At 37.8% G+C, this 23,430-nt stretch carries 30 protein-coding genes and 1 pseudogene; 9 read left to right on the top strand and 22 right to left on the bottom strand.

The window, feature by feature from the left end; translation table 11 throughout:
- The first annotated feature begins 4 nt into the window (after nt 1-4).
- The 5 genes from N4G44_RS05465 to N4G44_RS05445 all read left to right on the top strand — a co-directional run bounded on the left by N4G44_RS05465 (nt 5) and on the right by N4G44_RS05445 (nt 3,164).
- Nucleotides 5-460, top strand: coding sequence for a Rieske (2Fe-2S) protein (locus N4G44_RS05465; RefSeq protein WP_474924983.1), 456 nt, complete (start codon nt 5-7; stop codon nt 458-460).
- Between the two features lies 1 nt (nt 461).
- Complete coding sequence (gene dtd, locus N4G44_RS05460) at nt 462-911, top strand: D-aminoacyl-tRNA deacylase (RefSeq protein ID WP_040993744.1); 450 nt, start codon at nt 462-464, stop codon at nt 909-911.
- Nucleotides 912-1,020: 109 nt separating this feature from the next.
- Nucleotides 1,021-2,673 (top strand): S8 family peptidase, encoded by a 1,653-nt coding sequence (locus tag N4G44_RS05455; RefSeq protein WP_474924982.1) that lies wholly within the window; start codon nt 1,021-1,023, stop codon nt 2,671-2,673.
- Nucleotides 2,674-2,811: 138 nt separating this feature from the next.
- Entirely contained in the window at nt 2,812-2,955 is a 144-nt protein-coding gene (locus N4G44_RS05450; RefSeq protein ID WP_474924979.1) for an ACT domain-containing protein, read from the top strand.
- A 20-nt stretch (nt 2,956-2,975) separates the two neighbouring features.
- Nucleotides 2,976-3,164: an ACT domain-containing protein gene (locus N4G44_RS05445; protein ID WP_474924976.1), complete on the top strand. Its 189-nt coding sequence runs from the start codon at nt 2,976-2,978 to the stop codon at nt 3,162-3,164.
- A gap of 72 nt (nt 3,165-3,236) precedes the next feature.
- On the opposite strand, the gene N4G44_RS05440 is transcribed toward N4G44_RS05445, so the two are convergent.
- The 12 genes and pseudogenes from N4G44_RS05440 to N4G44_RS05385 all read right to left on the bottom strand — a co-directional run bounded on the left by N4G44_RS05440 (nt 3,237) and on the right by N4G44_RS05385 (nt 10,003).
- The gene (locus N4G44_RS05440; protein ID WP_474924974.1) at nt 3,237-3,749 is read right to left on the bottom strand and encodes a hypothetical protein; all 513 of its coding nucleotides are present in this window, start codon (nt 3,747-3,749) and stop codon (nt 3,237-3,239) included.
- 52 nt (nt 3,750-3,801) lie between these two features.
- A complete protein-coding gene (locus tag N4G44_RS05435; RefSeq protein WP_474924973.1) occupies nt 3,802-4,341 on the bottom strand; it encodes a hypothetical protein in 540 nt (179 codons plus the stop codon).
- 13 nt (nt 4,342-4,354) lie between these two features.
- Nucleotides 4,355-4,609, bottom strand: coding sequence for a hypothetical protein (locus N4G44_RS05430; protein WP_474924971.1), 255 nt, complete (start codon nt 4,607-4,609; stop codon nt 4,355-4,357).
- The gene (locus tag N4G44_RS05425) at nt 4,606-5,718 is read right to left on the bottom strand and encodes a DUF4153 domain-containing protein (protein ID WP_474924970.1); all 1,113 of its coding nucleotides are present in this window, start codon (nt 5,716-5,718) and stop codon (nt 4,606-4,608) included. The genes N4G44_RS05430 and N4G44_RS05425 overlap by 4 nt, the downstream gene beginning before the upstream one ends.
- 91 nt (nt 5,719-5,809) lie before the next feature.
- Nucleotides 5,810-6,106 (bottom strand): hypothetical protein, encoded by a 297-nt coding sequence (locus N4G44_RS05420; RefSeq protein WP_474924969.1) that lies wholly within the window; start codon nt 6,104-6,106, stop codon nt 5,810-5,812.
- 9 nt (nt 6,107-6,115) lie between these two features.
- Entirely contained in the window at nt 6,116-6,601 is a 486-nt protein-coding gene (locus N4G44_RS05415; RefSeq protein WP_474924968.1) for a Coq4 family protein, read from the bottom strand.
- Nucleotides 6,602-6,607: 6 nt separating this feature from the next.
- A complete protein-coding gene (locus N4G44_RS05410) occupies nt 6,608-6,907 on the bottom strand; it encodes a hypothetical protein (protein WP_474924967.1) in 300 nt (99 codons plus the stop codon).
- A 12-nt stretch (nt 6,908-6,919) separates the two neighbouring features.
- Nucleotides 6,920-7,759, bottom strand: coding sequence for a metallophosphoesterase (locus N4G44_RS05405; RefSeq protein ID WP_474924966.1), 840 nt, complete (start codon nt 7,757-7,759; stop codon nt 6,920-6,922).
- A 21-nt stretch (nt 7,760-7,780) separates the two neighbouring features.
- Nucleotides 7,781-8,071 (bottom strand): hypothetical protein, encoded by a 291-nt coding sequence (locus N4G44_RS05400; RefSeq protein WP_474924965.1) that lies wholly within the window; start codon nt 8,069-8,071, stop codon nt 7,781-7,783.
- 65 nt (nt 8,072-8,136) lie between these two features.
- A pseudogene (locus tag N4G44_RS05395) lies at nt 8,137-8,426 on the bottom strand (winged helix-turn-helix domain-containing protein).
- Between the two features lie 60 nt (nt 8,427-8,486).
- Nucleotides 8,487-9,104, bottom strand: a complete 618-nt coding sequence (locus N4G44_RS05390; protein ID WP_474924964.1) for a hypothetical protein — start codon at nt 9,102-9,104, stop codon at nt 8,487-8,489.
- A 134-nt stretch (nt 9,105-9,238) separates the two neighbouring features.
- A complete protein-coding gene (locus tag N4G44_RS05385) occupies nt 9,239-10,003 on the bottom strand; it encodes an enoyl-CoA hydratase/isomerase family protein (RefSeq protein WP_474924962.1) in 765 nt (254 codons plus the stop codon).
- A gap of 307 nt (nt 10,004-10,310) precedes the next feature.
- On the opposite strand from N4G44_RS05385, the gene N4G44_RS05380 reads away from it, so the two are divergent.
- Genes N4G44_RS05380 through N4G44_RS05370 form a run of 3 tightly spaced genes read left to right on the top strand, consistent with a single transcriptional unit; the run spans nt 10,311 to nt 11,698 of the window.
- Nucleotides 10,311-10,856, top strand: a complete 546-nt coding sequence (locus N4G44_RS05380) for a phage tail protein (RefSeq protein WP_474924960.1) — start codon at nt 10,311-10,313, stop codon at nt 10,854-10,856.
- A 21-nt stretch (nt 10,857-10,877) separates the two neighbouring features.
- Nucleotides 10,878-11,588, top strand: coding sequence for a T9SS type A sorting domain-containing protein (locus tag N4G44_RS05375; protein ID WP_474924959.1), 711 nt, complete (start codon nt 10,878-10,880; stop codon nt 11,586-11,588).
- Entirely contained in the window at nt 11,492-11,698 is a 207-nt protein-coding gene (locus N4G44_RS05370) for a T9SS type A sorting domain-containing protein (protein ID WP_474925058.1), read from the top strand. Before N4G44_RS05375 ends, N4G44_RS05370 begins: the two co-directional genes overlap by 97 nt.
- Nucleotides 11,699-11,886: 188 nt before the next feature.
- Here N4G44_RS05370 and N4G44_RS05365 read toward each other — a convergent pair whose 3' ends face one another.
- The 4 genes from N4G44_RS05365 to N4G44_RS05350 all read right to left on the bottom strand — a co-directional run bounded on the left by N4G44_RS05365 (nt 11,887) and on the right by N4G44_RS05350 (nt 15,898).
- Nucleotides 11,887-13,059, bottom strand: coding sequence for a hypothetical protein (locus tag N4G44_RS05365; protein WP_474924958.1), 1,173 nt, complete (start codon nt 13,057-13,059; stop codon nt 11,887-11,889).
- Nucleotides 13,060-13,235: 176 nt separating this feature from the next.
- Entirely contained in the window at nt 13,236-14,462 is a 1,227-nt protein-coding gene (locus N4G44_RS05360) for a DEAD/DEAH box helicase (protein ID WP_474924957.1), read from the bottom strand.
- Between the two features lie 28 nt (nt 14,463-14,490).
- Entirely contained in the window at nt 14,491-15,177 is a 687-nt protein-coding gene (locus N4G44_RS05355; RefSeq protein WP_474924955.1) for an SMUG2 DNA glycosylase family protein, read from the bottom strand.
- Nucleotides 15,170-15,898 carry a DUF4241 domain-containing protein gene (locus N4G44_RS05350; protein WP_474924953.1) on the bottom strand — a complete coding sequence of 243 codons (729 nt, stop codon included), beginning with the start codon at nt 15,896-15,898 and terminating at the stop codon, nt 15,170-15,172. Before N4G44_RS05350 ends, N4G44_RS05355 begins: the two co-directional genes overlap by 8 nt.
- Nucleotides 15,899-16,244: 346 nt before the next feature.
- Here N4G44_RS05350 and N4G44_RS05345 point away from each other — a divergent pair, with 346 nt between their 5' ends.
- Nucleotides 16,245-16,781, top strand: a complete 537-nt coding sequence (locus tag N4G44_RS05345; protein WP_474925056.1) for a CPBP family intramembrane glutamic endopeptidase — start codon at nt 16,245-16,247, stop codon at nt 16,779-16,781.
- Nucleotides 16,782-16,845: 64 nt separating this feature from the next.
- On the opposite strand, the gene paaZ is transcribed toward N4G44_RS05345, so the two are convergent.
- The 6 genes from paaZ to N4G44_RS05315 all read right to left on the bottom strand — a co-directional run bounded on the left by paaZ (nt 16,846) and on the right by N4G44_RS05315 (nt 23,352).
- Nucleotides 16,846-19,341, bottom strand: a complete 2,496-nt coding sequence (paaZ, locus tag N4G44_RS05340) for a phenylacetic acid degradation bifunctional protein PaaZ (protein WP_474924952.1) — start codon at nt 19,339-19,341, stop codon at nt 16,846-16,848.
- Nucleotides 19,342-19,426: 85 nt separating this feature from the next.
- The gene (locus N4G44_RS05335) at nt 19,427-20,254 is read right to left on the bottom strand and encodes an alpha/beta hydrolase (RefSeq protein WP_474924950.1); all 828 of its coding nucleotides are present in this window, start codon (nt 20,252-20,254) and stop codon (nt 19,427-19,429) included.
- A gap of 75 nt (nt 20,255-20,329) precedes the next feature.
- A complete protein-coding gene (locus N4G44_RS05330; RefSeq protein WP_474924947.1) occupies nt 20,330-20,746 on the bottom strand; it encodes a transposase in 417 nt (138 codons plus the stop codon).
- A gap of 238 nt (nt 20,747-20,984) precedes the next feature.
- Nucleotides 20,985-21,578, bottom strand: a complete 594-nt coding sequence (locus tag N4G44_RS05325; protein ID WP_474924946.1) for an acyltransferase — start codon at nt 21,576-21,578, stop codon at nt 20,985-20,987.
- A 78-nt stretch (nt 21,579-21,656) separates the two neighbouring features.
- Nucleotides 21,657-22,862 carry a 3-oxoadipyl-CoA thiolase gene (gene pcaF, locus N4G44_RS05320; protein WP_474924944.1) on the bottom strand — a complete coding sequence of 402 codons (1,206 nt, stop codon included), beginning with the start codon at nt 22,860-22,862 and terminating at the stop codon, nt 21,657-21,659.
- An 88-nt stretch (nt 22,863-22,950) separates the two neighbouring features.
- On the bottom strand, nt 22,951-23,352 hold the full coding sequence (locus N4G44_RS05315) for a PaaI family thioesterase (protein WP_474924942.1): 402 nt from the start codon (nt 23,350-23,352) through the stop codon (nt 22,951-22,953).
- Nucleotides 23,353-23,430: the final 78 nt, after the last annotated feature.

Raw genomic sequence — 23,430 nt, 5'->3', positions numbered from 1 at the left:
TGAAATGAAAAAAACTTTTTCAATCCTGTCTATTTTAACACTACTGATTTTCAGCAATTTAACTACAAACTCATGCGGAAGCAGGGAAGACACCGTGAGCTGCTTTCCCAATAATCCTATCAATGTATCTTTAAATCTGAACCTGCCCGCTTATAATAATCTCAACTATGACGGAGGCTGGATTTATGTGAACGAACAACAGTCCGGGACAAGAGGATTAATCGTAATCCGGGTAGGAGATTCATTCAAAGCCTACGACCGTAATGCACCCCATATCTGCCCTGATACCAATACAACGCTTGAGGTAAAAGATAATATCAGTATCCTGTGTCCTAAGGACAATACCCGCTGGATCTTGAGAACAGGCCAGCCGGAATCCGGTGCTGCAACTTCCCTGCCTCCCAAAACATATCCTTACAACTATGATGTTGCCACCAAAACATTAAATATTTATTATTAGAATGAAGATTGTGATTCAAAGAGTTTCCGAAGCTCATGTAAAAGTAGATGGAAAAATTGTCGGGGAAATTGGTAAAGGACTGATGCTTCTGACCGGAATTGATGAAAACGATGAAAAGCAGGATGCGGACTGGCTTGTTCAGAAAATTCTGAATTTAAGGATCTTCGGGGATGAAGATGATAAGCTTAATCTTTCTGTAAAGGATATTTCCGGTGAAATTTTGTGCATCAGCCAGTTTACATTAATTGCAGATTATAAAAAAGGCAACCGCCCCTCTTTCATTAAAGCAGCAAAACCGGATAAAGCGGTTCCTCTTTTTGATTATTTCAAGGAGGAACTGGCCAAATCAGGATTAAAAACAGAAAGCGGAATTTTCGGTGCGGATATGAAGGTATCGCTCGTCAATGACGGCCCTGTTACGATTGTTATGGATTCAATCACGAAAAGCTGATATTAGTGAAATTAAAAATTTCAATTATATTTTTCTAAATTCACAGAAAAGTGATTAATATTTCTCATTAAAATTATATATTTGGCTTACAACCATTTAATAAGATATTATGAGAACAAAAATTAGACTTTTCACGTTATGTATTTTCATTTTCGTGCTTTCATTCGGGCAGAAAACCGATCAATTAAGTTCTAACATTTATGTGTGCTTCTCAAAGGATGTCAGTTCTGGGAAGGAGGCACTCAGCAAAAACCCTGAATTGGCAGAATTTGTCAAAACAAATGAAATTTCATTCATTAACGATCTCGGCTTCAGTGAGAAGAAACTTGATGAAATGATGGCAAGCAGCAGGGCGAACGGCAATTCGGGTGAATCTGTTCAAAAGCTGAAACGCATCTTCAAACTAAGCTTTCCTTTCCGAAATCATGAGGAAGCTGAAAGAACAGCCCGCACGCTTGAGAAGTTTCCGGAGGTAGAATATGTTTCTGTATTGAGCAGTACGCCTGTTGAACCTCCGTTCGTTAAAGCTTTTGTGGCTACTCCGGATCTTGAAAGTCTTCAGACTTACCTCAACGATAATCCCGGTATCAATGCGAAATATGCGTGGTCCAGAGGAATTACAGGGCAGAATATCCGGATCCGTGATGTAGAATACGGCTTTTATAAAACCCACGAAATGCTTTCCAATCAAAATTCGATACAACTGGAACCGGGATATTCACCGAATTCGGGATTATCGGGCAATAACTACAGGGATCACGGAACTGCTGTGGTCAGTATTTTAGGTTCTGTGAAAGATAATATCGGTCTTTCCGGTGCAACCTACAGCGCATCAGAAATTAAAGGATATATGGAATGGACTACTGTGGGCTACAACAGGGCTGCAGCAGTAAGCAGATCGATCAATGCATCGCAGGCCGGGGATATTATTTTATACGAAATGCAGACAGGCGGAAAAGACGGCCAGTACTGCCCCGCTGAATATGACAGTGTAATATGGGACCTGACAAAAGCAGCCACAGATTCCGGAATCATTATTATTGCAGCAGCAGGAAACGGAAATCAGAACCTGGATGATCCTTTCTATGCTTCTTACATGGCCAGAGGAAACAGCGGAGCTATTATCGTAGGGGCAGGTTCTCCCAACACGACCCATTCTAAACTGAGCTTCAGTACTTACGGAAACCGCGTGGATGTACAGGGCTGGGGAAGCAACGTTCTGGCTGCAGGATATGGCTCGTATCAAAAATACGACAACGATAATAACAGAACATACAATTATTTCAGCGGAACGAGCTCTGCTACTCCTGTGGTGGCATCGGCAGCTACTTTGATCCAGTCTTTTTACCGGCAGAAGACTGGTCAGTATTTGACTCCTGCTGCTATGAAGAACCTTTTAATATCAACAGGCATTCCTCAGGGAGGTACCGTTGCCAATCAAAAAATTGGGCCTTTTCCTAATGTAAAAAATGCCATATTACAGCTGGAAAGTAGTTCCTTAGTCAAATCCAATAAGGCTGAGGTACCTCTTCCTTTAGAAGTTAAAATTTATCCGAATCCTGTAACCAGCCATATCACCATTCACAGCAATGAAGATAAAAAACTGGATTTTGAAATTATCAATATGCAGGGAAGGACCATCAGAAAAGGATCTGCTTTATCTGATGAAAAAATTGAAACTGCAGATCTTCTTCCAGGCCAGTATATCATCAATATTATGGAAGGACAAAGAAGAGTGGTTGAAAAATTTACTAAATTATAAGAACTTTAAAATAATATAAAAAAATAAGGTGGTCAAGTTAAGACCACCTTATTTTATATCAGCAAAATAGGTATCTTGTATTCTTTAATTTACTGAAATATGAATGGAGAAAAAGATTTGGAAACACTTTTAAAAAATATGAAGCCTAAACATAATATAGGTGATTATGTTTTCTGTACGGTCAGAAATACTGAAGCCATTGATCTGAACCGGATTGAAATGTTCTTCAGGGAAGAGGAAGGATTTACGGTTATTCTAAAAAAGAGACAGCCGATTCATTAAATCTGGATTATTCTGCTATCATGTCATGGATAACGCTTACCGTACATTCTTCTCTGGAAGCTGTGGGATTAACTGCTGCCTTTTCCAAAGCTCTTTCTGAGAATAATATCAGCTGTAATGTAGTTGCGGCTTATTATCATGATCATATTTTTGTCAATAAGAAAGATACTGAAAAGGCTATGGAAGTATTGAGAAAACTATCCGAATAAAACTTTGTATAAAGCAAGCTCAAAAAAGAGGCTGCCCTTTTCAGGACAGCCTTATTACTTTAAACTTTCAAATTAGTTGGCAGGAACGCTATTGAAATTAAGCGCTATTTTAAGCGTCATATCTGAGCTTGTCTGATTTTTCAGCTCATACACTGTTCTTACCGTTAATCCTGTACTTTTTACAACCTCATCCAGATATCCTGTGTCATTAATATCCAGATTTAAGCTGGAAGAGTCCGTTGTTATATTGGAACGGGAAGCAACAAGCCTTTCACTGGTTCCGTTAGATGAAACATAAACTTTTACAGATTTTACTGCACTTAAGTTTCCACCTGAAGGAGAAACTACAGAAACTTTAGCATCAGAGATTCTTACATCCTTGATTTTTGCGTTATTGTTTCCTCCGAACCATGTCTGCACATTGGTAGCAGTAGATGTGGAAGAAACTTCTTTATCTGTAGGTACTCCCGTAGAAACCAAAACGTTGGTTGTATAAGGGAACGTATTCTGAACCAGCGATTGTACGGTTCCGCAGCTTACTGCTAAAACTGAAACGGCCGCTGACATTAAAAATATATTTTTCATAATATTAAACTTTAGGATTGAGTTTGCAGAAATTATACCAAAATGGTGAATCTTATTCTACACTTACATTAAAACCTCCTTTCGTGTTACCGGAAGCCATATTACTTTTTCCTATGATCAGCCACACTTCGCCGGTTCCTTTGGTTTCGTAGGTAATTTCTCTTCCGAAAGGTCCGTCATAATCTCCATTGGGCAGCCTGATCTGATTAAATCTGATATTAAAATCTTTTTCATTGGTTGAAATTTTGGCTTTAATATTCGGTCTGTCATAATGGGTTAGTTTTAAAACCAGTTCCTGTCCGTCCTTTGTAAATTCCTCCCCTAATGTAAAAGGAAGCTGTGAAGCATCTGCTGTTCTTATGATCTGCCCGTCTTTTTCGCTTCTCATCACGCCTTTGCGCAGTACTTCTTTGGTAACGGGAGCATTGTTAATGATTGAATCCTGCTTTCTGAGTGCAGCAGAATCTGTTTTTGTGGCAGAATCCGGCATTTCTGTAACCACAGCGGAATCCTTGTTCACGGTTTCCGTTACGGCTGGTTCTTTTTTACATGAAATAATAATCAATGGAATTAACAATAAGGATTTTTTCATAATAATTACTCTTTTAATGTTTCAAAGTAAAGAATCTTCGAAAGGAAAGTTTTGGATTTTTCGGCTTTAATTTTTTCCAGCACTTTCTTTTTAAGCTGCAGATCCTTTTTTCGTCTGCATATTCCAGCAGTCTTTTCTCACTGAAATGAATCTGTTCCAGATGATAGCTGACTGCAAAGTCTTTACGTTTCATATTCAGGGAGGTAATAATTCCGCCCCAGTTCACATAACTGCAAGCCAAAATTGTTCCATAAAAATACCAGATCATTGTATTGAACAGGAATACATTTCTTTTTTCTTCTGAATTTTAATGAAAGTAAGAGCCAGCCCAATTAATGCCAACAGTAGAAAAGTAAAAACTCCCAGCCTTTTGTAAGTATAGCCGTAACTGATGATATATTCATAGTTTTTCAAAGCTGCGGAACATACGAGAATGGCATTTAGAACGATCCAGATTTTGGCGAGAATTTTCAGCAGTCCGGCTTTAGGATCAAAATTAAAACCGGATTTAAAATAAAACATAATCACGAGTACCGCCATAATAATGGACAGAATTACGGCATTAACTCTTTCGTGGGTTTCTTCCGACAGCTGAACCGGTGTTTTTGAAACTTCATAAAACTGCTCGTAATTGTAAGTGATGATAAAAAATATGAGCAAAATATTCAGGCAAAAGAAGGAAATAACACCACTGGTTCTCTCCGCCTCCAGATCAAGAAAGGAGTAAGTGGCTTTCTGAATTGTATCTGTATCCTGAAAATCATCATCCAGCAAATGGTTCTTTTTATAAATAAATCTTTCCACGGCATAGTTCCAGTAGTTGAAAGCAATGAAAAACCCAAGAACGGAAAGAGCAAGCACCTGCCATATATTAATATCCAGCTCATAATCCCTGAAAACAGAAGCAAAATGATCGCTTCCCACAGAATAAATTCCAAAAAATATGGAGATGAATACTAATGGTATAATGATAAAAGCTAAAGTTTTCTGCCATACGCCCGAAATATTTTTTCTGGGCAGCCATGCATCAAAGCTGAAGAACCGGAAAACAGAAGTAATGCTGTTGATGATAAAAACGGGAATCAGGAAGAGTATTCTCAACTTTCTGTTTCGTGAGCGGTAACCCAGCAGCAGAAGGGAACTTACAACCGCCAGCAGGGACGGAAAATCTCTGAACCATACAAAAGCAAGACTTGACAGAATACTGGTAACAAAAAGTATCAGAAAAGTTCTGGTCCTGTTTCTATCAGGAGTTTTGAACAGGGTAAGCAATGCGTAAATAATGCCAAGTATGCCAAGATTCAGCCCGGGCTCCTGATCATAGAACAAGATGACAAACAAAGCGGCTGTAAGAAATATATAATGATGTGTTTTCATGATTTAAGATTGAAGAGTTTGTAACCATTAAGCATTAAGAAAGGATTAGGATGTTAAGATGGAATCTTCCCATGCCATTTAATTAAAAATACTATGGATTTGAATTCAAAATAATAAAGATATACAGGATCGTTACGGGAATATTGACAAGCAGAAGCAGGACTGAGTTCCCGGATGATTTCTTCTCTGACGTATTATTCAGAAATTCCAGAAGTTCATACAGCAGGACCAGCATATTAATTACTGCTGCAATGATTACAAAATAAAACCCTGATATCAGAAGAAAGTCTGCCCTGGTTATCAAATAAGAAACCAGCAAAAAGCTCCCCGATAAAAATGATATCCAAAAGGTAGTTCTTCCGGTTTTGCTAAATTTTGTTGTCGTCATGGCGGTTGTTTAATATAGAACTGTGGTTTCTTTCTGCTGGATATAGTCCTTCAGGTGATCGAAATTCTGCCACAACAGGCTTTCAAAATCCCAGTGGTAAAATGGCTTCATGCTCTGTCCTTTTCTATAGGCTTTTATATACAGCTTCAGGTATTCCGGCAGAATGATTGTCCCCAAAACAATGGCTGCAAGGAGGTGTGCATTGAGTTTACCATTTCCCAGAAGAAGGTATTGCATAGCGATTTCATCTTCGAATTGGGTACCGCAACCTGTAATAAGGTGATGCACATCGTGGTTTTCCATTTTGGGAATCATTGAAAATCCATGCTTTTTATAAAACTCTCCCAACTTTCTTCCTAAAGAATCTTCTTTGAATTTCAGCAGCTGCTCTTCATTGAACTGCCACTGCCTTTTTTTCTTTTTAAAATATTTTCTGTAAGCTTTTTGGGTTTTATCATAGACAAACAGCAAAAATTGAACGCGTATTTTTTTCATAATGTATTATTTAAATATTAAATTAATTCCTATTAAAGCATAAAGGTATGCTAAGGGAATATTGATGAGAAGAAGACCAATAGCTTTGAGACAAGCTTTAAGTTTAGATTGACTGGCAATTCCATAAATCAATAATCCAATTACAAAGAGTAGGTTTACAATGGTTCCCCAAATTAAGAGCATATAACCACAGGCTACAAAACCATCATTTCTGGTTATTAAATAGCCGAAAAGACAAATATTTCCGAGCATAAAGCATAATCCGAAAATATATTCCCCGATGTTTATTATTTGATGATCTTTCATCTATATTGTATTTTAAGCTCTAGTTAAAGTAAAGACTGTAATTTCCGGGCGTACCATAAATCTGATCTGGAAAGAATGACCGATCGCCCTGTTGATGTACAGCATTCTCCCATCCTGAAGATCTATTTCACCAGACACATACTTGCGGTTTTCCACAGGCAGAAGAGGGGTGATAACACCCGGGATTCTGCACTGTCCGCCATGGGTGTGACCACTCAGAATCCAACCTTTATACCCGTTCCATACATCCCTGTCGCAGGCATCCGGATTATGGCAGAGTACAATGTGGGCTTTGGAGGGATCATAATTTCCCATTACTTTTTCCGGATAGAAATTGGGGGACCACAAGTCTTCAAAACCTATAAAATTGAGTCCGTGGCTTTCTTCACTGCTATTTTTCAGCATCCGGATTCCAAAGCTTTCGAGAGTATCGCAGACTTTTTCTGAACATTCCGTATCGTTCCAGCTTTTTCCGTAATCGTGATTGCCTAAAATTGCAAAAGTCGATAGTTTCCCATGGACTGCATGGCTCATTACTTTCTTCAAATCTTTCTGTTCTTCCGGAGTACCGTGGTTGACAAAATCTCCCGTATATACTACAAAATCAGGGTTAAATTGATTGGCTTTCTGAAAGGATTCAATCAGAAAATTCCAGTCGAAACGGTCTCCTACATGCAGATCTGATATTTGCATCAGTATTTTTCCATGTAGTGCTTCAGGCAGATTTTTAATAGGAAGCTTTCTATGGACGAATTCTACCCAAAAAGGTTCTATCTGCCAGGAATACAAACCCGGAAAAACTCCTAAAAGGGAAAGCTGCATCAGCCTTTTAATAAATTTTTTCCTTGTCATAAGTGAAAAGAAAAGCAGCTTTTAACTTCCTGCGAAAGGACTTCCGAAAATCCCTACTGCCAGTTCAGCCCAGATTAATGCAAGAGTCAGTAGAATAACAATACAGGTCAGGATTCTCTGACTTTGCTTCTTGATTTTACTTCTGACCAGATTGATCATAAAAGCGGCTGTAAAAAGTAAAGCACCTGCTACCAGAAAATCTGAAGCTGACCAATTGAATTCTTTAGAAAATACATTTCCCAGCAATGGAATACACAGTAAAGCCAATGGAAGGGCATAAATCGTGATTGTTTTTTGTTTTTGTGTCATCATTTTATTTAATTTTATTTTATAAAGCACTTTGTATTTCAAAGTTAATTTTCAAAAAAATATAGAACTTATCGTCCCAATAATTTTTCAAGGGCATCCAGATGTTCGTTAAAAGCCTGTCTTCCATTTTGGGTAACACGGTAGGAGGTTTTAGGCTTTTTACCTACAAATTCTTTTTTACTTCAATATATCCTGACTTTTCAAGGGCATTGCTATGGCTGGCAAGGTTACCGTCCGTAATTTCCAGAAGTCCTTTCATTTCAGAAAAATCAACCCAGTCGTTGACCATAAGAACGGACATAATCCCCAGTCTTACACGGCTTTCGAATTCTTTATTGAGTTGATTGATCTTTATCATAGTAAGTCAGTAGCTGCAGAAAATTTAAGAGGTTTTTCTTAAATCCTGCAAATTTAATCTTTATTTATATTTTTTATGCATGATCAGCCCATACACAATATGTAAAATTCCAAAACCAATGGTCCAAAACAGGAGTCCCCAGCCTAAAAAGAAGAGGGAAATGAGGCCCAAAATGATCTGACAGTATCCAAGATATTTAATATCCGTCAAAGTATATCTTTCTGCGGCGACCAGGGCAATTCCGTAAAATATCAATGTAGCCGGGGCAACCCATACGAACAGATGGTGAAAAAGAAGCGCAAGACAGAAAACTCCGCCTGTTACCAAAGGAACGGCAAAGGTTACAAGTAAACGCTTCGTTGTGGCATCCCAGATCTTCTGGCCTTTCTTCTTGCTTTTATTGGCTGTAAAAATATAACCGCTCAATAAAGCTGTCATCAAAATCACTGCACCGGTAAGTACAAGTTCTTTAACTAATGCAGGACTGAAAAAGTTCCTGTCACCATCAAAATAGTCAATTCCTTCCCTTTGGAAAACAAAATACACGTATCCGGCACCGATCAGCGCAGCCAGCCCTGCAAAAACACCTGACAGTCCGCTCAATGAAATAAATCTGGAAGACCGCTCCATCATGGAACGGATGTGAGATAAGTCTTCGTGATAGTTTTTCGAATCCATAAAAAGAACTTTGAATTACAAAGTTATAATTTAATTTTAATCTGCAAAATATTTTTTTAAAATTTCAGTGATTTCTTGTCAAACAAAAAACCGCTGAAATAATCAGCGGTTTTAATAATGTATAATGAAAAAGATTATTTCGCTCTTAATCTTTCTTTAATTCCTTCAATATTTTTTTTAGCAGAATCTTCAAGGATCAGGCTTGCACTCATGTGAATTCTTGCCGGCATCAGTTCATTGAAATGATCGGTTCCTTCCCAGGATACTTTTTTGATCAAAGCTAAAGCATCACTGCTTCTGGAAGCCAGCGTCTGCATAAATTTTTCCAGTTTGGAATCCATTTCCTGGATATTTTCCGATACGGAATGGTAAACGTTATGCTGTTCCGCCCATTCTGCTGATCTGAAATCTGCATCAATCGCCATTGCAGCGAACTGTGATTTCCCGATTTTTCTTTCCACATAAGGCCCGATTACGAAAGGCCCGATTCCCAAATTAATCTCCGTAAGTGCCAGAGCTGAATCTTTAGTAGCAAAACAGTAATCTGCACCGCAGGCAATACCTACTCCACCGCCTGTAGTTTTTCCCTGAACTCTTACCACAACAATTTTTCCGCAGTTTCTCATTGCATTAAGAACTTTAGCAAAGCCTCCGAAAAATTTTGTGGAAGCCTCTAATTCTTCAATTGCTAAAAGCTCGTCAAAACTTGCTCCTGCACAGAATGCCTTTTCTCCTTCGCTTTTTACCAGAATAGCTTTCACTTCTTCTTTAGCTCCTTCATCCAGAATGGTCTGAGCCAGCTTTTCTAAAATAGCTCCCGGAAGGGAATTGCTTTTGGGAGTTCCGAAGGTAATTTCGGCAATATTGTTTTTAATTTCTGATGCTACGAATTCGTTCATTTTTATTTTAATTGGATTCTTACAAAAATACTAAATACCGCCTTTCCGGAGAAATTATGGAACATAAATTCCAGATTAAAATGTATCTGTTCAATATCCGCATTTTCTCATAATAAAAACCTCTTTTCATCAGGAAAAATAAATCACTACTACGTATAAATACGGACTCCCCAATTTGGTATTTTCTACTCTAGTACTGCCTTTCTATATATTGTTCCTTTGACTTATCAAACTTACAGTTAAAGGCGGTATCCGAAAAGCCCAGAGAACAGAGTAGGAAAATTTTAAAACTGAAAAAAATATTATCATGGATGAGTACATGGGAATCGTAAAACTATTTGCAGGCAATTTTGCACCAAGAGGCTGGATGTTCTGCGACGGCAGTATATTGAGTATTTCTCAAAACTCTGCACTATTTTCTTTATTGGGAACAACGTACGGGGGTGACGGGATATCTACTTTCGCACTGCCTAATCTGATCGGACGTATGGCTCTGGGAGCAGGAAATATGAATACCGGTAAGTCTTATCCTCTGGGAATCGTTTCCGGAACAGAGCAGAATACACTTCTTCAACAAAACATGCCAAGCATGGGAGGATTTCAATTAAAGGTAGCTAATGCAAATGCTACAACATCTACTCCTTCTGCAAGTACCTCAATTGCCATAACAGGGAATCAGGTAGGAAGGGATTTTACTGCCGTACCAAGCTTTGTACAGGCCGATCCTGATACTGCTATTAATGTAAAATCAATTTCTTATACGGGACAGAGTATTCCGGTAAACAATATGCCGCCTTTCTTAGGGCTAAATTATATCATTTGCGTAGAAGGTATTTATCCACCTCGCAGTTAGAAACCATTTAAAACCTAAATCATGAAAAGATCTATTTTTTTAACCGTTTGCAGTCTGCTCATATCTTTACTGTCTTTCGGGCAGACCAGCACAGAACAATTTGAAACCGAATCTCATGGAAGTTCGAGCTTCACAGACAATGGAGTGATTTTTAACATTATCTCCCATGTAGGGACTTTTGATATCCAGGGTAATTATCCGGGTACAGGCTGGAACGGAACAGCTAACGATAACAGGTATATTGATAATTCCAATGATGCTGCTTCGCCTCCTTCATTCAGTATAAAAACTACATCCAATTTATTTAAAGTCAATCGCTTCTGGATGTACCTGTCTGCCCTTAATCTGGATCTGAATGTAGCCGGCACCCTTACCATTACGGGAAAGCTGAGCGGTATCACGAAGTTTACACAGACAAAAACAACCGGTTTTGCAACGTCACTGGGCTCCACTAATGGATATACTCTTATTGACCTTACCAATCTGAATGGCCAGAATTATTCGAATATAGTGATTGATGAGCTACGGATTACCTTAGGCGGTAATTTCAGATATGCAGGGTTTGATGCCTTTACCTGGGTAAAAGACAGCAATATAGTGCTGGCAACGAATGAAACGGCAGTTTCGAAAAAGAAATATACATCTATCCTAACCCAACTAATGGACCTTTTATCATTACAACGGAAGAAAACGGACAAGCAGAAATTTACAGCCAGGACGGTAAATTGCTGAAAAAATTAGAGGTGAGGAAAGGAAATAATCAGGCAGACGTTTCGGAACTTTCGAATGGTGTTTATATTCTTAAAACATCTTCAGGATCTTCCAAGATTATCAAAAAGTAAAATTTTTCATAAGCGATTTGTGCGCTAAAGATTCTAAATGCATAAATGAAAAATCCCCCGGGTCATTCCGGGGATTTTACTTTATCTTGTCCATTTATGAAGATGTTCAATTCTTACATTTCTTTTTATCAAAGATTGAAACCTTAACTGTAATAAAATCTGCCGCCCTTCAATAGTTCGGGTAAATATCAACTCAGATTTCTCGATCTTTTCATTCCAGTTTTTAGCAAACAGATCAGCGCTTTTTTTATTTTTGGCAAAAACTTCAGGTACAGGATAATATATACTTTTCTTAATAAAAAAAACTTAGCCTGTTGTTTAAGAAGATATCGTGGATTATCAATTTTAGAAATAACCTCCTGCAAAATCTGAATAAACTGAGATTTTTCGTAATGGCTTCCACCTTTCAGATAACAGAATGTATCACTTTTAGATCCTGAGCTTATTACTTGTAGCTTTTCAGGAACATTTGTAATAATTCGTTCATAGATCAAGGACCTCAGAACAACTTCACCAATAAGTCTCATATATCCGGCTGCATTTCTGTATTTCAGATATTGTCTTAATGCCCGGTAAAACTTTCCGCCATAGATCACAAATCCCAATCCTCCAAACAAAAGTACAATCCAGAAAAAATTCCTGATAGAATCAATTCCCCTGATATTTTTCAGTATCCCTAAAAGAAGGTCATGCCAAAAGAGCAAAACGGATGAAATCATAACTTTGGAAAGAGCTGAAGTCATTTTTCCCAGATAGGTCATCTTCATGTTTTTTACTGCTTTCATATCTTCAGAAGGAATCTTAATTTCTTCGATAAGAATATTTCCTCTATCTAAAGCCGATTTCCACCGTTGTGATAAAAACTCTCTATTTTTAGCCAAAGAAAAACTTTCCTGATTGATGGATGGGATTTCATCTTCTTTTTCGATAGTCTTGATATGAAGTCTTTCAAAATTATTTTCAATAGAGGAATCCTCCCGAGTGGAAATTCCTACAAAGGTTTTGAATCTCTTCTTCACAATGTCCATATCCTGCCCACCATTCTCACTTTTTGGATCGAAACATACGAGATGCCATATATTTCCTGTCTTTTGAGGAGTGTCTTTATCTATTCTAATCACTCTTCCTCTCATCTGGTTGGAAAGAACAAATGAACTCACAAAACTGGCGAGAATTAAGGTATTCATTTTGGGAGCATCCCACCCTTCCCCCAATAAAGCTTTTGTTCCAATCAAAATCTGAATGTAACCCTGCTGAAAAATTTCGGTAATGATATGGATGATATCATGTTTTATCTGTTCCGTAAGATTGATCTGGACGTAGCCTTGATCATAATGAAGAGGCGAAAATGAAATTTCCAATATCCCCTTTCTGCCGCACAACTCATTTATTTTGTCTTTTGCAGTTGCCGGGATAATAATGATACTTCCTGTCAGAACTCCAATTTTTTTATTTTGAGAATTATCTCTTCTTAGTTTTTCGAATATTGGGATTGCTCCTATTTTATCAAGCGGCAGATTATTTTCTGTTTCTGTGCTTACGTATTCTTTTTTATAAAATCAGTCAGGATCACCATTTTCAAATTTTCCTTGAGAACCGAAAACTCAAATTCTACAATACTTTTGATACCGTGAAGCTTCTCAATACTCGAATTAAGGATCTGAATTAAATTTTTATTGTTAAAAAAACTAATGGTCTTTTTCTCCAGAAATCCCTGTCTTTTTAATCTGTTGCCTAAAGTAGTACGGTGTTCTTCTTCATTTTTAAAATTTATCTCGTCTACAACCAGATAAAAATCGAGAAGTTCTTCGAGCCAGAAAAAATCAAATTCCGGAATGTACTGATGCTGATCGCCAATGATCTTAAAGTGGATCTCAGAGATTTCTTTTTTTCTAAAATGAAGATAAACAAGTCCAGAAGTATAAGAGGAAATATTTTCATAGATCCATTCCAGATGTTCCATTGGTTGTTGATACACCGGATGCTGTTCCAATGCATTGAGAAGAATGTTATCATTTTCAATTTCTTTAAAAAAGACCTCTGCCTGGGTATGATAATGTTCTATTTTCTGCTGTTCTTCATAGGATGGCAATGTAAAATATACCAAATCCTGATGCGGGCAGAGATCACCCTCAATCATTAATTCTGGAACGGAAATCTCGGCATCTATAGGACCGTTCAGCTGAATATACTTTTGCCATTCGGAGCCTGAAACATCAAAAGGCGGAGTTGCAGTGAGAGATATAACGACAGGATCTATCGCTGCTTTTAGTTCCATCAAACTTCTCCACCATGCATTTTTAAGATGGTGAGCTTCGTCAAAAATAAAGGTTTTGACTTTCTGCTTCTGCAGTTTCTTTATAATTTCACCTAAGGAAACCTTCTTTGATTTTTTATTAATTTCCGTTTCTTCGTCATCATGAAAACCTGATGCTGCATGAATTCCCTGATAAGTGGTTACAGTAATAAGTCTGGGATTTTTAATATCACCTGAGATCCAGTCGGGGACGGTTTCTGTATCCAGAAAAAGTTCGCAGAATCTTTGAACCCACTGATTTTTGACGGCTAAAGTTGGCGCTATAATAAGAGTAGGTTGATTAAGCCTCAACATAACTTCCAGTCCTAAGACTGTTTTTCCGGAACCAGGAGGTGCAGTGACGTGCAGATGTCGATCGGTAAGAAGTCCATCCAAATTATCGAGAAATCTCTTCTGATAAGCACGCCAGGTGTATTTAAATTTTGTATGAACAGGAAAAATAATCATGGTTAAGATTCAATAATGCAATTAACAGCTATTTTTTCAATGCTAAAATATATTTGTCAATATATAGCTGTTTTTCTTTTGTTTTATACTGCTGGATATATCTGGGATGTTCGAGTACGGTCATTTTCTCAAATAACTGAGCTTCTTTATTCAGCTTCGAAATAAATTCTGAATTCTTTTTCCCAAGTACAAAAACTTCAGAAGTATCTACACCCAAGCTGATGTGCTTCTTCAGAGAGTCTATCATAAAGTCTTTTACTGCTTCAAAAAGATTTTTATCATCATAATAATTGGCATTCAGCCAGCCTGTTTTCGCTTTTCTTACGATAGCCAGCGGAAAAGGTGAATTGATGTAAACATCCTTATAAAATTCTTCTGCTCCACCATATTGATCAATCATATCATAAACAAAAACCGAGGAAACTTCATGGGTACGGGCCGAATTCATTTTTATGCCACAGATGCTTTCCAGTCTTTTGGTATCTGTAAAAGGAACCCCGGTCACTCCCGCTCCATGCCGGCTGGGATTGATTCCGATAATAAATTTTCTCCGGTTGTGGTCATTATAATATTTATGATAAAATTCCCGCATAACCTTCACCGTTTCCGGACTGTCCAGATATGGATTCATCACTTCGAAGCCTTCAGGAAGATGTCCTGAAAACTTTAGGTTTATATTGAATTCTATAACTTTATCGGCAAATGTTTTATTCATCTTCTTCCTCTTCATCAGACAATGCCAGCTCAATATCGATAAACTGGATGTACAATCCACAGATCTCATCTTTTTCATCATATGCAAAATAAACAGGGTAACATCCATCTCCGAAACCGCTTGCAAACATTGGAATATGATAATCTGTATTGGGAACCGTCCAGTTGATCCAGTCTCCCAGCTCTCTTTGGTTTTCCGGATTTTCTTTATAACTTTTTGCAAACTGCTCTGCAAAATAATCGTCATAAATGTTTTCAACATTCAAATCAGTGAGAAACTTATCAAAATAAGGAAGCACATCCGCATCTGTAATGCAGCCCAATCCGGCATCAACCATGAACCCGAAATAGTCTCCTTCATTTAATCCTTCAAGATTTTCTATCCCAATCAAGGCTTCCCTGTACAGCACAGGTTTCTGCATGGTGAACTCTACTTTTACCACGGCGTAACGATCCCCCCATTCTTCTGATTTTACAACCGCGATCTTTACAGGAAAATTTCCTTTCGGAGCCTGTACAAAATAGGGCTTCTCACCAGAGTTAAGAAAAACCAACGGATCTCTTACAAGTATTTTACCGGAAGGCAGAGAAACATTTCCAATTTCCATTACCTCCATCTTCTGTTCCAGAATTTCATCTGAAGTAAAATAGTTTTCCAAATCTACAGGACAGGTAAGAATATCTTTTACCTCTTTCCATTTTTGCACCCAGCTTTCGTCCATTATTTATTTTTATGATAGGTTGAAGTCTTAAAAATACCTATTTATCCTGTCGAAATCAAATTCTTTGTTGGTTCTTAAATTTTTAACTACTGTTTCAAAACGTTACTATCTGAATTTCAATATTTTCATTAACTTAGTTTTCGAAGAATATAGCTTTATCTTTTATTCAAAAAAACTACTTTACCATGATCGGAATTATTATTGAGCTTATAATTTCCTGGCTCCTCCTTCGATTCATCGCAGGAAAAAACCTATCTGTCCTTGGACTTAAGCTGTCCCCGGAAAGAATAAAGCACTTTACCGCAGGATTTTTTTAGCAGCTATCTGTTGTTCGCTTTATCAGGTGATGGCGGTAACATTTGCCAATAACAGCTGGATCGCTAATGATCAACTGACATTCCGGACTTTAATGGCAGGTGTGTGGTTTACTGTAAAGTCTGTATTATTTGAAGAACTCATCTTCAGAGGAGCTTTACTATATTTAGCCATAGAAAAAATTGGCATTCAGAAAGCATGTATTCTCTCTGCAGCGTGTTTTGGCATTTATCACTGGTTTTCCTTTAATTCTTTTGGCAATCCGTTTCAGATGGGTATTATTTTTCTAATGACCGGTATTTTTGGATGGATGTTGGCTTTTGCCTTCGCAAAAACAAAATCACTCTATCTTCCCATAAGCCTTCATCTGGGCTGGAATCTTTTTAATATTGTAGTCTTTTCGGCCGGACCACTGGGCGCTCAAATTCTTATAAAAGCCAATAACCATAAGCTTGAAGGTATCTTATCCTTATTTGTATTTCTGTTTCAGATATTGGTTTTACCTGCTATTGTCTATTTTTATTTAAGGTATTCAAAATCAAAACAACCTCCCAAAACTGTCATGTAAACCGATAATAAAGCCGCAGCCCAATTTTTGGGCTGCGGCTATTAATTGCACTATTGATGATTCTTTAAATCAGTCCAAACTGTTCAAAATGGTGGGTAAAATGCTTTTTGTGCATCAGCTCCCACATTTCTTTATTCAGCTTTCCGAATACATAATTCATATGTTCGGCCTGTGGATTTTCTTTGTAATAAATTGAAAATCTTTTTAAATTATCAAGGAAAGACTGTTTGGCAGCTTCAAGATTTTTATGTTTCAATTCGAGTAAAGTTTCGTCTTCAGCCAGGAACGGGGCCGGGAAATCTTTTGGCATTTTTCTATGATTGTAAAGGGAATCCTGCCATTTTTCCAGCTGTTCTTCCGGTGTGAAGCATTTTTCAGCCTCCGGTTCTCCTAAACTTACCAGAACACCATGCTCCAGATGCTCAATCATTTGCTGAGGTGACATTTTCCCCCAATTAGGCTGGGCATTTTCTGACAGGCCATTCAATATTTTACCTACATTTTTCACGTTGAGGTCGATAAATGGAGAATGTTTGGCCACGAGTGTCAGAATGGTTGCGACACAAACGATTTCATCTCTTTGATTTACCACTTCAACCAGCCATTTTACAACACCGGAAGGAATGTTTCTCCCTTTTACTCCTCTGTTGATTTTTTCTTTGGCTGTTAAATAAACGGTGATGGTATCTCCTGCATACACCGGTTTAAAGAATGAACAGTTTTCGAGTCCGTAATTGGCAATAACCGGTCCTTTTTTACCGGAAACGAACAATCCCGCTGCTGCAGAGAGAATAAAATATCCATGGGCAACCGTTTTATCAAAAATAGTTCCCGTTAAACTTGTAGCATCGGTATGAGCGTAGAAATGATCCCATGAAACATTGGAGAAATTAACGATATCCGCATCGGTAACCGTTCTTCCTGCTGTTTCCAATGAATCTCCGATTTCAACTTCTTCAAAGTATTTCTGGAACGGATGTTTGTCTGAGAACTTTTTCTCCGCACCCTGCTGATAAATTTTTGTAATCGCTTTCAAAACATCCGGTGAACCTTGAATGGCTGTTTTCTGAAGAAAGAAATGAAGACCGTTCAATCCGCCCATTTCCTCACCTCCTCCTGCTCTTCCCGGACCTCCGTGCATCAGGGTAGGAAGTGGAGAACCGTGACCTGTACTTTCTTTAGCATTATCCCTGTTCAGCACAAAAATTCTTCCGTGCTGGGAAGCCATTTTCCATGAAGTTTCAGCAATAAAGTTCTCATCATGAGAAATAATAGAGCCTACGAGACTTCCTTTACCTCTTTTTGCAAGAGCTGCCGCTTCTTCTGCATCTTTGTAAGGCATTAATGTAGAAACAGGTCCGAAGGCTTCTACATCATGAGAGATATTTTTCTCGAAAGGCTTATCGTTAAGGAATAATTTCGGACTCATAAATGCTCCGTTATCATAATTGGCATCTACAAGCTCGTGTTTTCCGTCATATATCAGTTCTGTTTCGGATTTTAAAATATTTACTTTTCTTACCACCTCATCATACTGCTGTTTCCCAACCAAAGATCCCATTCTGGTTTCTCTGCTTAATGGATTCCCGATCTTAGTTTGATCCAAAGCTTTGGATAAAGCATTCTGCACATCTCCAATCAGGTGCTCAGGAACAATAATCCTTCTGATCGCTGTACATTTCTGTCCTGCTTTGGTAGTCATTTCGTTTCTTACTTCTTTGATGAACAGATCAAATTCCGGGGTGCCCGGTTTTGCATCCAGACCAAGAATCGAACAGTTCAGGGAATCTGCCTCCATATTGAAACGGACTGCATTTCCGGCCACAGATGGCAAAGACTTAAGCTTTCTTCCTGTGTTGGCTGAACCAGTGAACAGTACGGAATCACCATCTTGAACATAATCAAGGATATTTCCAGGCTCACCGCAAACCAACTGAACCGCTCCTTCAGGTAAGACACCGCTTTCGATCATGTCCTGAAAAACAGCATTGGTAAGATAAGACCCGAATGGTGACGGTTTTACAATAGATGGAACTCCTGCCAATAATGACGTTGATAGTTTTTCAAGCATTCCCCAAACAGGAAAGTTGTAAGCATTAATCTGTATGGAAACCCCTTCACTTGGTGTCAGAATGTGAGTTCCTAAGAAAGTACCGTTGGCCGAAATCTTCTGAGTTTCCCCATCTACCCAAAACGGTGTGTTCGGAAGCATTCTTTTGGCCAGTCCGGAATAGGTAAAGAAGGTACCGAAACCTCCTTCTATATCTACCCACGAATCTGCATGGGTAGCTCCTGTTTTATATGATAATTCGTAATATTTTTTCTTTCTTTCCAAAAGGTAAAGGGCTACTTTCTTCAGCATCTCGCCTCTGTCGTAGAAAGTCATGGAAGAAAGGTTTTTGTAGCCGACTGTTCTCCCATAGTCAAGAGCCTGCTCAAAATTAAGCCCTTCCGTATCCGAAACAGCAACCTGCTCGCCTGTAACGGCATTGTATAACGGGATTCCGTTTCCGGTTCCTTCTATCCATTCTCCGTGTATATAGTTTTTTAATTTTTCCATATAGTATTGAATTTCACAATGTATCAGTTTAACAGTTTAACAATAATTATTACACCGATACATTTTCATATTGTTACATTTTAATTTATTTCGATTCTTTATAAGGAAACATTTTCACCAAACCTTCATACAAACTTCTGTGAAGAATGGTGGCATGGTTATCTGTTTCCATCATTTTATATTCTAATGTCCAGTTTTTCTTGCCTGCCTTTTTCAAAACATCATAGAAGGCCTCAGCATCTTGTACCATCACAGGATGTTCTCCTTTCCCTACAGAAACATAAACGAATTTTTTAGTATCCGGAGATTTTGTAAGTAACTGAGGAGCCTGTTTTAAAAGACTTTCATCATCCCACCATAAACTCGGGCTGATGATAAAATAATTGTTGAACATTTCAGGTTTCTTCAAAAGTATTTCTGTTGCCAGAAGTCCTCCCAGAGATTGACCGAACAAATATTTGTCAGTAGTTTTAAACTGGCTTTCAACATAAGGTTTTAATTCTTTTTCAAGAAAAGCAATAAACTTATCAGAATATCCTGTTGTAGGATAATCTTTCTGCAAGTCTTTTAAATCCGTATGAAAAGTAAAATCTCTTTTCCTGTCTACATTAGCAATTCCCACTAAAATAGTTTCCGGCATGGCATACATCTGATTAAAGAATTGTACTAATCCTGTCACGTGAATAAAATCTTCATTCATGCTTCCATCCAACAGATAGATCACCGGGTATGATTTTGTTTTATCAAATCCTTGGGGAAGATAGATGTTTAAGGTTCTGTCTTCATTTAATACCTTAGATTTTAATGTTCGAATTTCTCCGATAGTCAGAGGTTTTACAGTTTTATTCTGGGCTAAAACCATAAATTGGAAAGCAAAAAGAATACTGAAAAGTGTGAGGATTTTTTTGATCATACTTTATTTTATTACTGGTTGTCCTTTCAAAACCTCATAGGTTTTAGAAACCTATGAGGTTTGAGTCGAAATATTTTATTCAATTGTCAAGAAATCATATTCAACATTTGATTGATGATATTCTATAAAATCATTTACTGTATCAAAATATTGCATCATTTCTGTTCTTTCAATTTTACTTTCTTTAGTCAAATTAATATAAGAATGATAAGATGAATATTTCCAATCTTTAATATCTTCAACAAATCCATGATTAACGGGATTATTATGGATATAATGAAATAGTTTAATCAAATACGCATTATCATTCACTCTTTTACGTTTTAAATAATCAAGAAAAAGAGAACCTTTTCGATCATATCTTTTATTATAAGCTTTTGCATAACCATTTAACAAATTACTAAACTGTTTCATTAAATATTTATGTTCATCTTCATTTGGATTTTGGTCTTCACTTTTAAATCTTACCAATAAATGAAAATGATTTGGCATTAAACAATATGCATATATTTCAGCTATTGGAATAATATATTTTACAAGTTTATCTAAAAAATATTTATAATTTTTTCTTCTCTAAAAATTAAATCTCTTCCATTTGCGTGAGAGTAGATGTGATACACATATCCATATTCAAAATTTTCTGTATTTGACATTTACTTTTTTCATTTGTGTGTTTTTTGATATTTAAACCTCATAGGTTTTGAAAACCTATGAGGTTTATTAAGGACAATTATTTTATATCGTCCCAGATACTGTAATCAACAATTTTCGTGGGAATTTGCTGAACATATTCTGTAAAGGGTTCACAAGGCAAGATAGCTTCTTTTCCTTCTCTTGCCAATTCCTGATAAAGCTTGGTTCCTTCGGTTTTCCAGTGGATCATTTCATCGGAAACGTCACGGATGATCTTTGCCGGACTTCCTACAATGAGTTTTCTCGGCTCACATTTGAAGTTGGCAGGCACAAAGGCTAGGGCTCCAATAATACATTCATCACCAATAACGGCTTTGTCCATCACTACGGAATTCATTCCAACAAGGCAGTTTTTACCAATATGCCCGGAATGGATGATAGCTCCATGTCCGATGTGTGCAGATTCTTCAAGAATGGTCTCAATATTCGGGAATACGTGAAGGGTACAGTTTTCCTGAACATTCGCGCCGTCTTTAATGATAATTTTTCCCCAGTCACCGCGGATCACGGCATTGGGTCCGATATATACTTCTTCGCCGATCTCTACGTTCCCAATGATTACCGCCTGCGGATGGATGTAAGCAGATGGCTTGATGATGGGACGTATGCCGTGGTATGAGTAGATGTTCATAATGCTGATGCGTTGATTTGTTGATGTGATGATATGTTGATGATAATTTGCACCGCATCAACATATCCATCACATTAATTATACTTTTTCAATGACCATTGCATAGCCTTGTCCGACACCGATACAAAGGGTACACAATGCATATTTCTTATTCTGTTTTTCAAGTTCTATCGCAGCAGAACCAACAATTCTTGCCCCGGAAACTCCCAGTGGATGCCCTATGGCAATAGCGCCTCCGTTTGGATTCACTCTTGAATCATCATCTTTTAAGCCTAAACTTCTGGTTACCGCTAAAGCCTGTGCTGCAAATGCTTCATTCAGCTCAATGATATCCATATCATCAAGAGAAAGGTTCAGTCTTTTCAATAGTTTCTGCGTTGCTTCTACAGGCCCTATTCCCATGATTCTCGGTTCTACACCTGCAACGGCAGACCCTAAGATTTTTGCTTTAGGCTTTAATCCATATTTTTTTACAGCTTCTTCACTTGCAAGGATAAGGGCTGCGGCTCCGTCATTCATTCCTGAAGCATTTCCTGCAGTTACGGTTCCTTCTTTTCTGAAAGCGGGGCGAAGCTTTCCTAAACCTTCCAAAGAAGATGTTGGCTTAATGAATTCGTCTGTATCAAAAATTTTAGGTTCTCCTTTTTTCTGTGAAATTTCAACTTTTACAATTTCTTCTGCCAGTCTCCCGCTTTCCAGAGCTTTTGTAGCTTTCTGCTGAGACCAAAGGGCAAATTTATCCTGATCTTCTCTGCTAATATTGTGAATATCGGCAAGGTTTTCTGCAGTCTCTCCCATTCCGTCTACTCCATACATTTCTTTCATTTTCGGATTAACAAAGCGCCATCCGAAAGTAGTATCAAACATCTGGCTGTCTCTTCCGAAAGCAGAACCCGGTTTAGACATTACATAAGGGGAACGCGTCATATGTTCTACCCCACCTGCGATATAAATTTCGCCTTCTCCTGCTGCAATGGAACGGAAAGCATTAGCTACCGCAGACATTCCCGAAGCACAAAGCCTGTTTACCGTTTCACCGCCGATTTTGTAAGGAAGTCCTGCCAGCAAAAGAGCCATACGGGCTACATTACGGTTATCTTCTCCCGCCTGGTTGGCACATCCGAAAATAACATCTTCAATTTCGTCCACAGGAACTTCAGGATTTCTTGCTACTACTTCTTTAATAACAATAGCAGCCAGATCATCAGCTCTTACTTCTGATAATCCTCCCTGCAGTTTTGAAACTGGCGTTCGTACGTAGTCTATGATGTATACGTTGTTCATGATTTTAATTTGATAATGTGCTGATATGAAAATGTGTTGATTAATCGTCAGATTAACATATCAACACATCACCACATCTATAATTCAGTTACTTTTTTCCTATTTTATAAACAGTTCCGACAAATTTGGCTACCAATTCGCTTTTTTGATTGGTAATTTTAATGTCGTAAACGGCTGTTTTTCTGGTATTGTTCACGAGGATGCTTTCTGCTCTGAAAACATCACCTTCTTTTCCTGCTTTGGTAAAATTAATGATACAATTCAATGCTACAGCTGCATCTCCGGAACTGTTGGACGAAAACGCCAGTGCAGAATCTGCAAAGGCAAACGTAACACCTCCGTGAACGGTTTTAAGCCCATTAAGCATTTCTTTTTTGATGGGCATTTCTATTAAGCAATAGTTTTCTTTGACTTCGATCATTTTGATATTCATCCATTGGGAAAAATAATCCTGATCGAACATATAATCTGCTACTTGTCTCGGCGTCATACATTTAATGTGTTGATATGATGATGTGATGATGTGTTAATATGTTGATTGTTGTTTAATCACCGGATTAGCACATCA

This window comes from Chryseobacterium sp. GTID13, assembly GCF_056172655.1.
The sequence above is the reverse complement of the archived record's forward strand: the minus strand, read 5'-3'. Positions and strand labels throughout refer to the sequence as shown.

Coding starts and splice junctions, on each gene's coding strand:
- N4G44_RS05405 (WP_474924966.1), bottom strand. CDS start 7,759: ATGACAAGGAAAAAATTTATTAAAAGGCTGATGCAGCTTTCCCTTTTA.
- N4G44_RS05360 (WP_474924957.1), bottom strand. CDS start 14,462: ATGATTATTTTTCCTGTTCATACAAAATTTAAATACACCTGGCGTGCT.
- N4G44_RS05335 (WP_474924950.1), bottom strand. CDS start 20,254: ATGATCAAAAAAATCCTCACACTTTTCAGTATTCTTTTTGCTTTCCAA.
- N4G44_RS05390 (WP_474924964.1), bottom strand. CDS start 9,104: ATGGATTCGAAAAACTATCACGAAGACTTATCTCACATCCGTTCCATG.
- dtd (WP_040993744.1), top strand. CDS start 462: ATGAAGATTGTGATTCAAAGAGTTTCCGAAGCTCATGTAAAAGTAGAT.
- N4G44_RS05450 (WP_474924979.1), top strand. CDS start 2,812: ATGAAGCCTAAACATAATATAGGTGATTATGTTTTCTGTACGGTCAGA.
- paaZ (WP_474924952.1), bottom strand. CDS start 19,341: ATGGAAAAATTAAAAAACTATATACACGGAGAATGGATAGAAGGAACC.
- N4G44_RS05345 (WP_474925056.1), top strand. CDS start 16,245: ATGGCGGTAACATTTGCCAATAACAGCTGGATCGCTAATGATCAACTG.
- N4G44_RS05410 (WP_474924967.1), bottom strand. CDS start 6,907: ATGAAAGATCATCAAATAATAAACATCGGGGAATATATTTTCGGATTA.
- N4G44_RS05430 (WP_474924971.1), bottom strand. CDS start 4,609: ATGATCTGGTATTTTTATGGAACAATTTTGGCTTGCAGTTATGTGAAC.
- N4G44_RS05315 (WP_474924942.1), bottom strand. CDS start 23,352: ATGACGCCGAGACAAGTAGCAGATTATATGTTCGATCAGGATTATTTT.
- N4G44_RS05375 (WP_474924959.1), top strand. CDS start 10,878: ATGAAAAGATCTATTTTTTTAACCGTTTGCAGTCTGCTCATATCTTTA.
- N4G44_RS05465 (WP_474924983.1), top strand. CDS start 5: ATGAAAAAAACTTTTTCAATCCTGTCTATTTTAACACTACTGATTTTC.
- N4G44_RS05440 (WP_474924974.1), bottom strand. CDS start 3,749: ATGAAAAATATATTTTTAATGTCAGCGGCCGTTTCAGTTTTAGCAGTA.
- N4G44_RS05435 (WP_474924973.1), bottom strand. CDS start 4,341: ATGAAAAAATCCTTATTGTTAATTCCATTGATTATTATTTCATGTAAA.
- N4G44_RS05455 (WP_474924982.1), top strand. CDS start 1,021: ATGAGAACAAAAATTAGACTTTTCACGTTATGTATTTTCATTTTCGTG.
- N4G44_RS05445 (WP_474924976.1), top strand. CDS start 2,976: ATGTCATGGATAACGCTTACCGTACATTCTTCTCTGGAAGCTGTGGGA.
- N4G44_RS05325 (WP_474924946.1), bottom strand. CDS start 21,578: ATGAACATCTACTCATACCACGGCATACGTCCCATCATCAAGCCATCT.
- N4G44_RS05330 (WP_474924947.1), bottom strand. CDS start 20,746: ATGCCAAATCATTTTCATTTATTGGTAAGATTTAAAAGTGAAGACCAA.
- N4G44_RS05355 (WP_474924955.1), bottom strand. CDS start 15,177: ATGAATAAAACATTTGCCGATAAAGTTATAGAATTCAATATAAACCTA.
- N4G44_RS05380 (WP_474924960.1), top strand. CDS start 10,311: ATGGATGAGTACATGGGAATCGTAAAACTATTTGCAGGCAATTTTGCA.
- N4G44_RS05420 (WP_474924969.1), bottom strand. CDS start 6,106: ATGACGACAACAAAATTTAGCAAAACCGGAAGAACTACCTTTTGGATA.
- N4G44_RS05400 (WP_474924965.1), bottom strand. CDS start 8,071: ATGATGACACAAAAACAAAAAACAATCACGATTTATGCCCTTCCATTG.
- N4G44_RS05425 (WP_474924970.1), bottom strand. CDS start 5,718: ATGAAAACACATCATTATATATTTCTTACAGCCGCTTTGTTTGTCATC.
- N4G44_RS05385 (WP_474924962.1), bottom strand. CDS start 10,003: ATGAACGAATTCGTAGCATCAGAAATTAAAAACAATATTGCCGAAATT.
- N4G44_RS05350 (WP_474924953.1), bottom strand. CDS start 15,898: ATGGACGAAAGCTGGGTGCAAAAATGGAAAGAGGTAAAAGATATTCTT.
- pcaF (WP_474924944.1), bottom strand. CDS start 22,862: ATGAACAACGTATACATCATAGACTACGTACGAACGCCAGTTTCAAAA.
- N4G44_RS05415 (WP_474924968.1), bottom strand. CDS start 6,601: ATGAAAAAAATACGCGTTCAATTTTTGCTGTTTGTCTATGATAAAACC.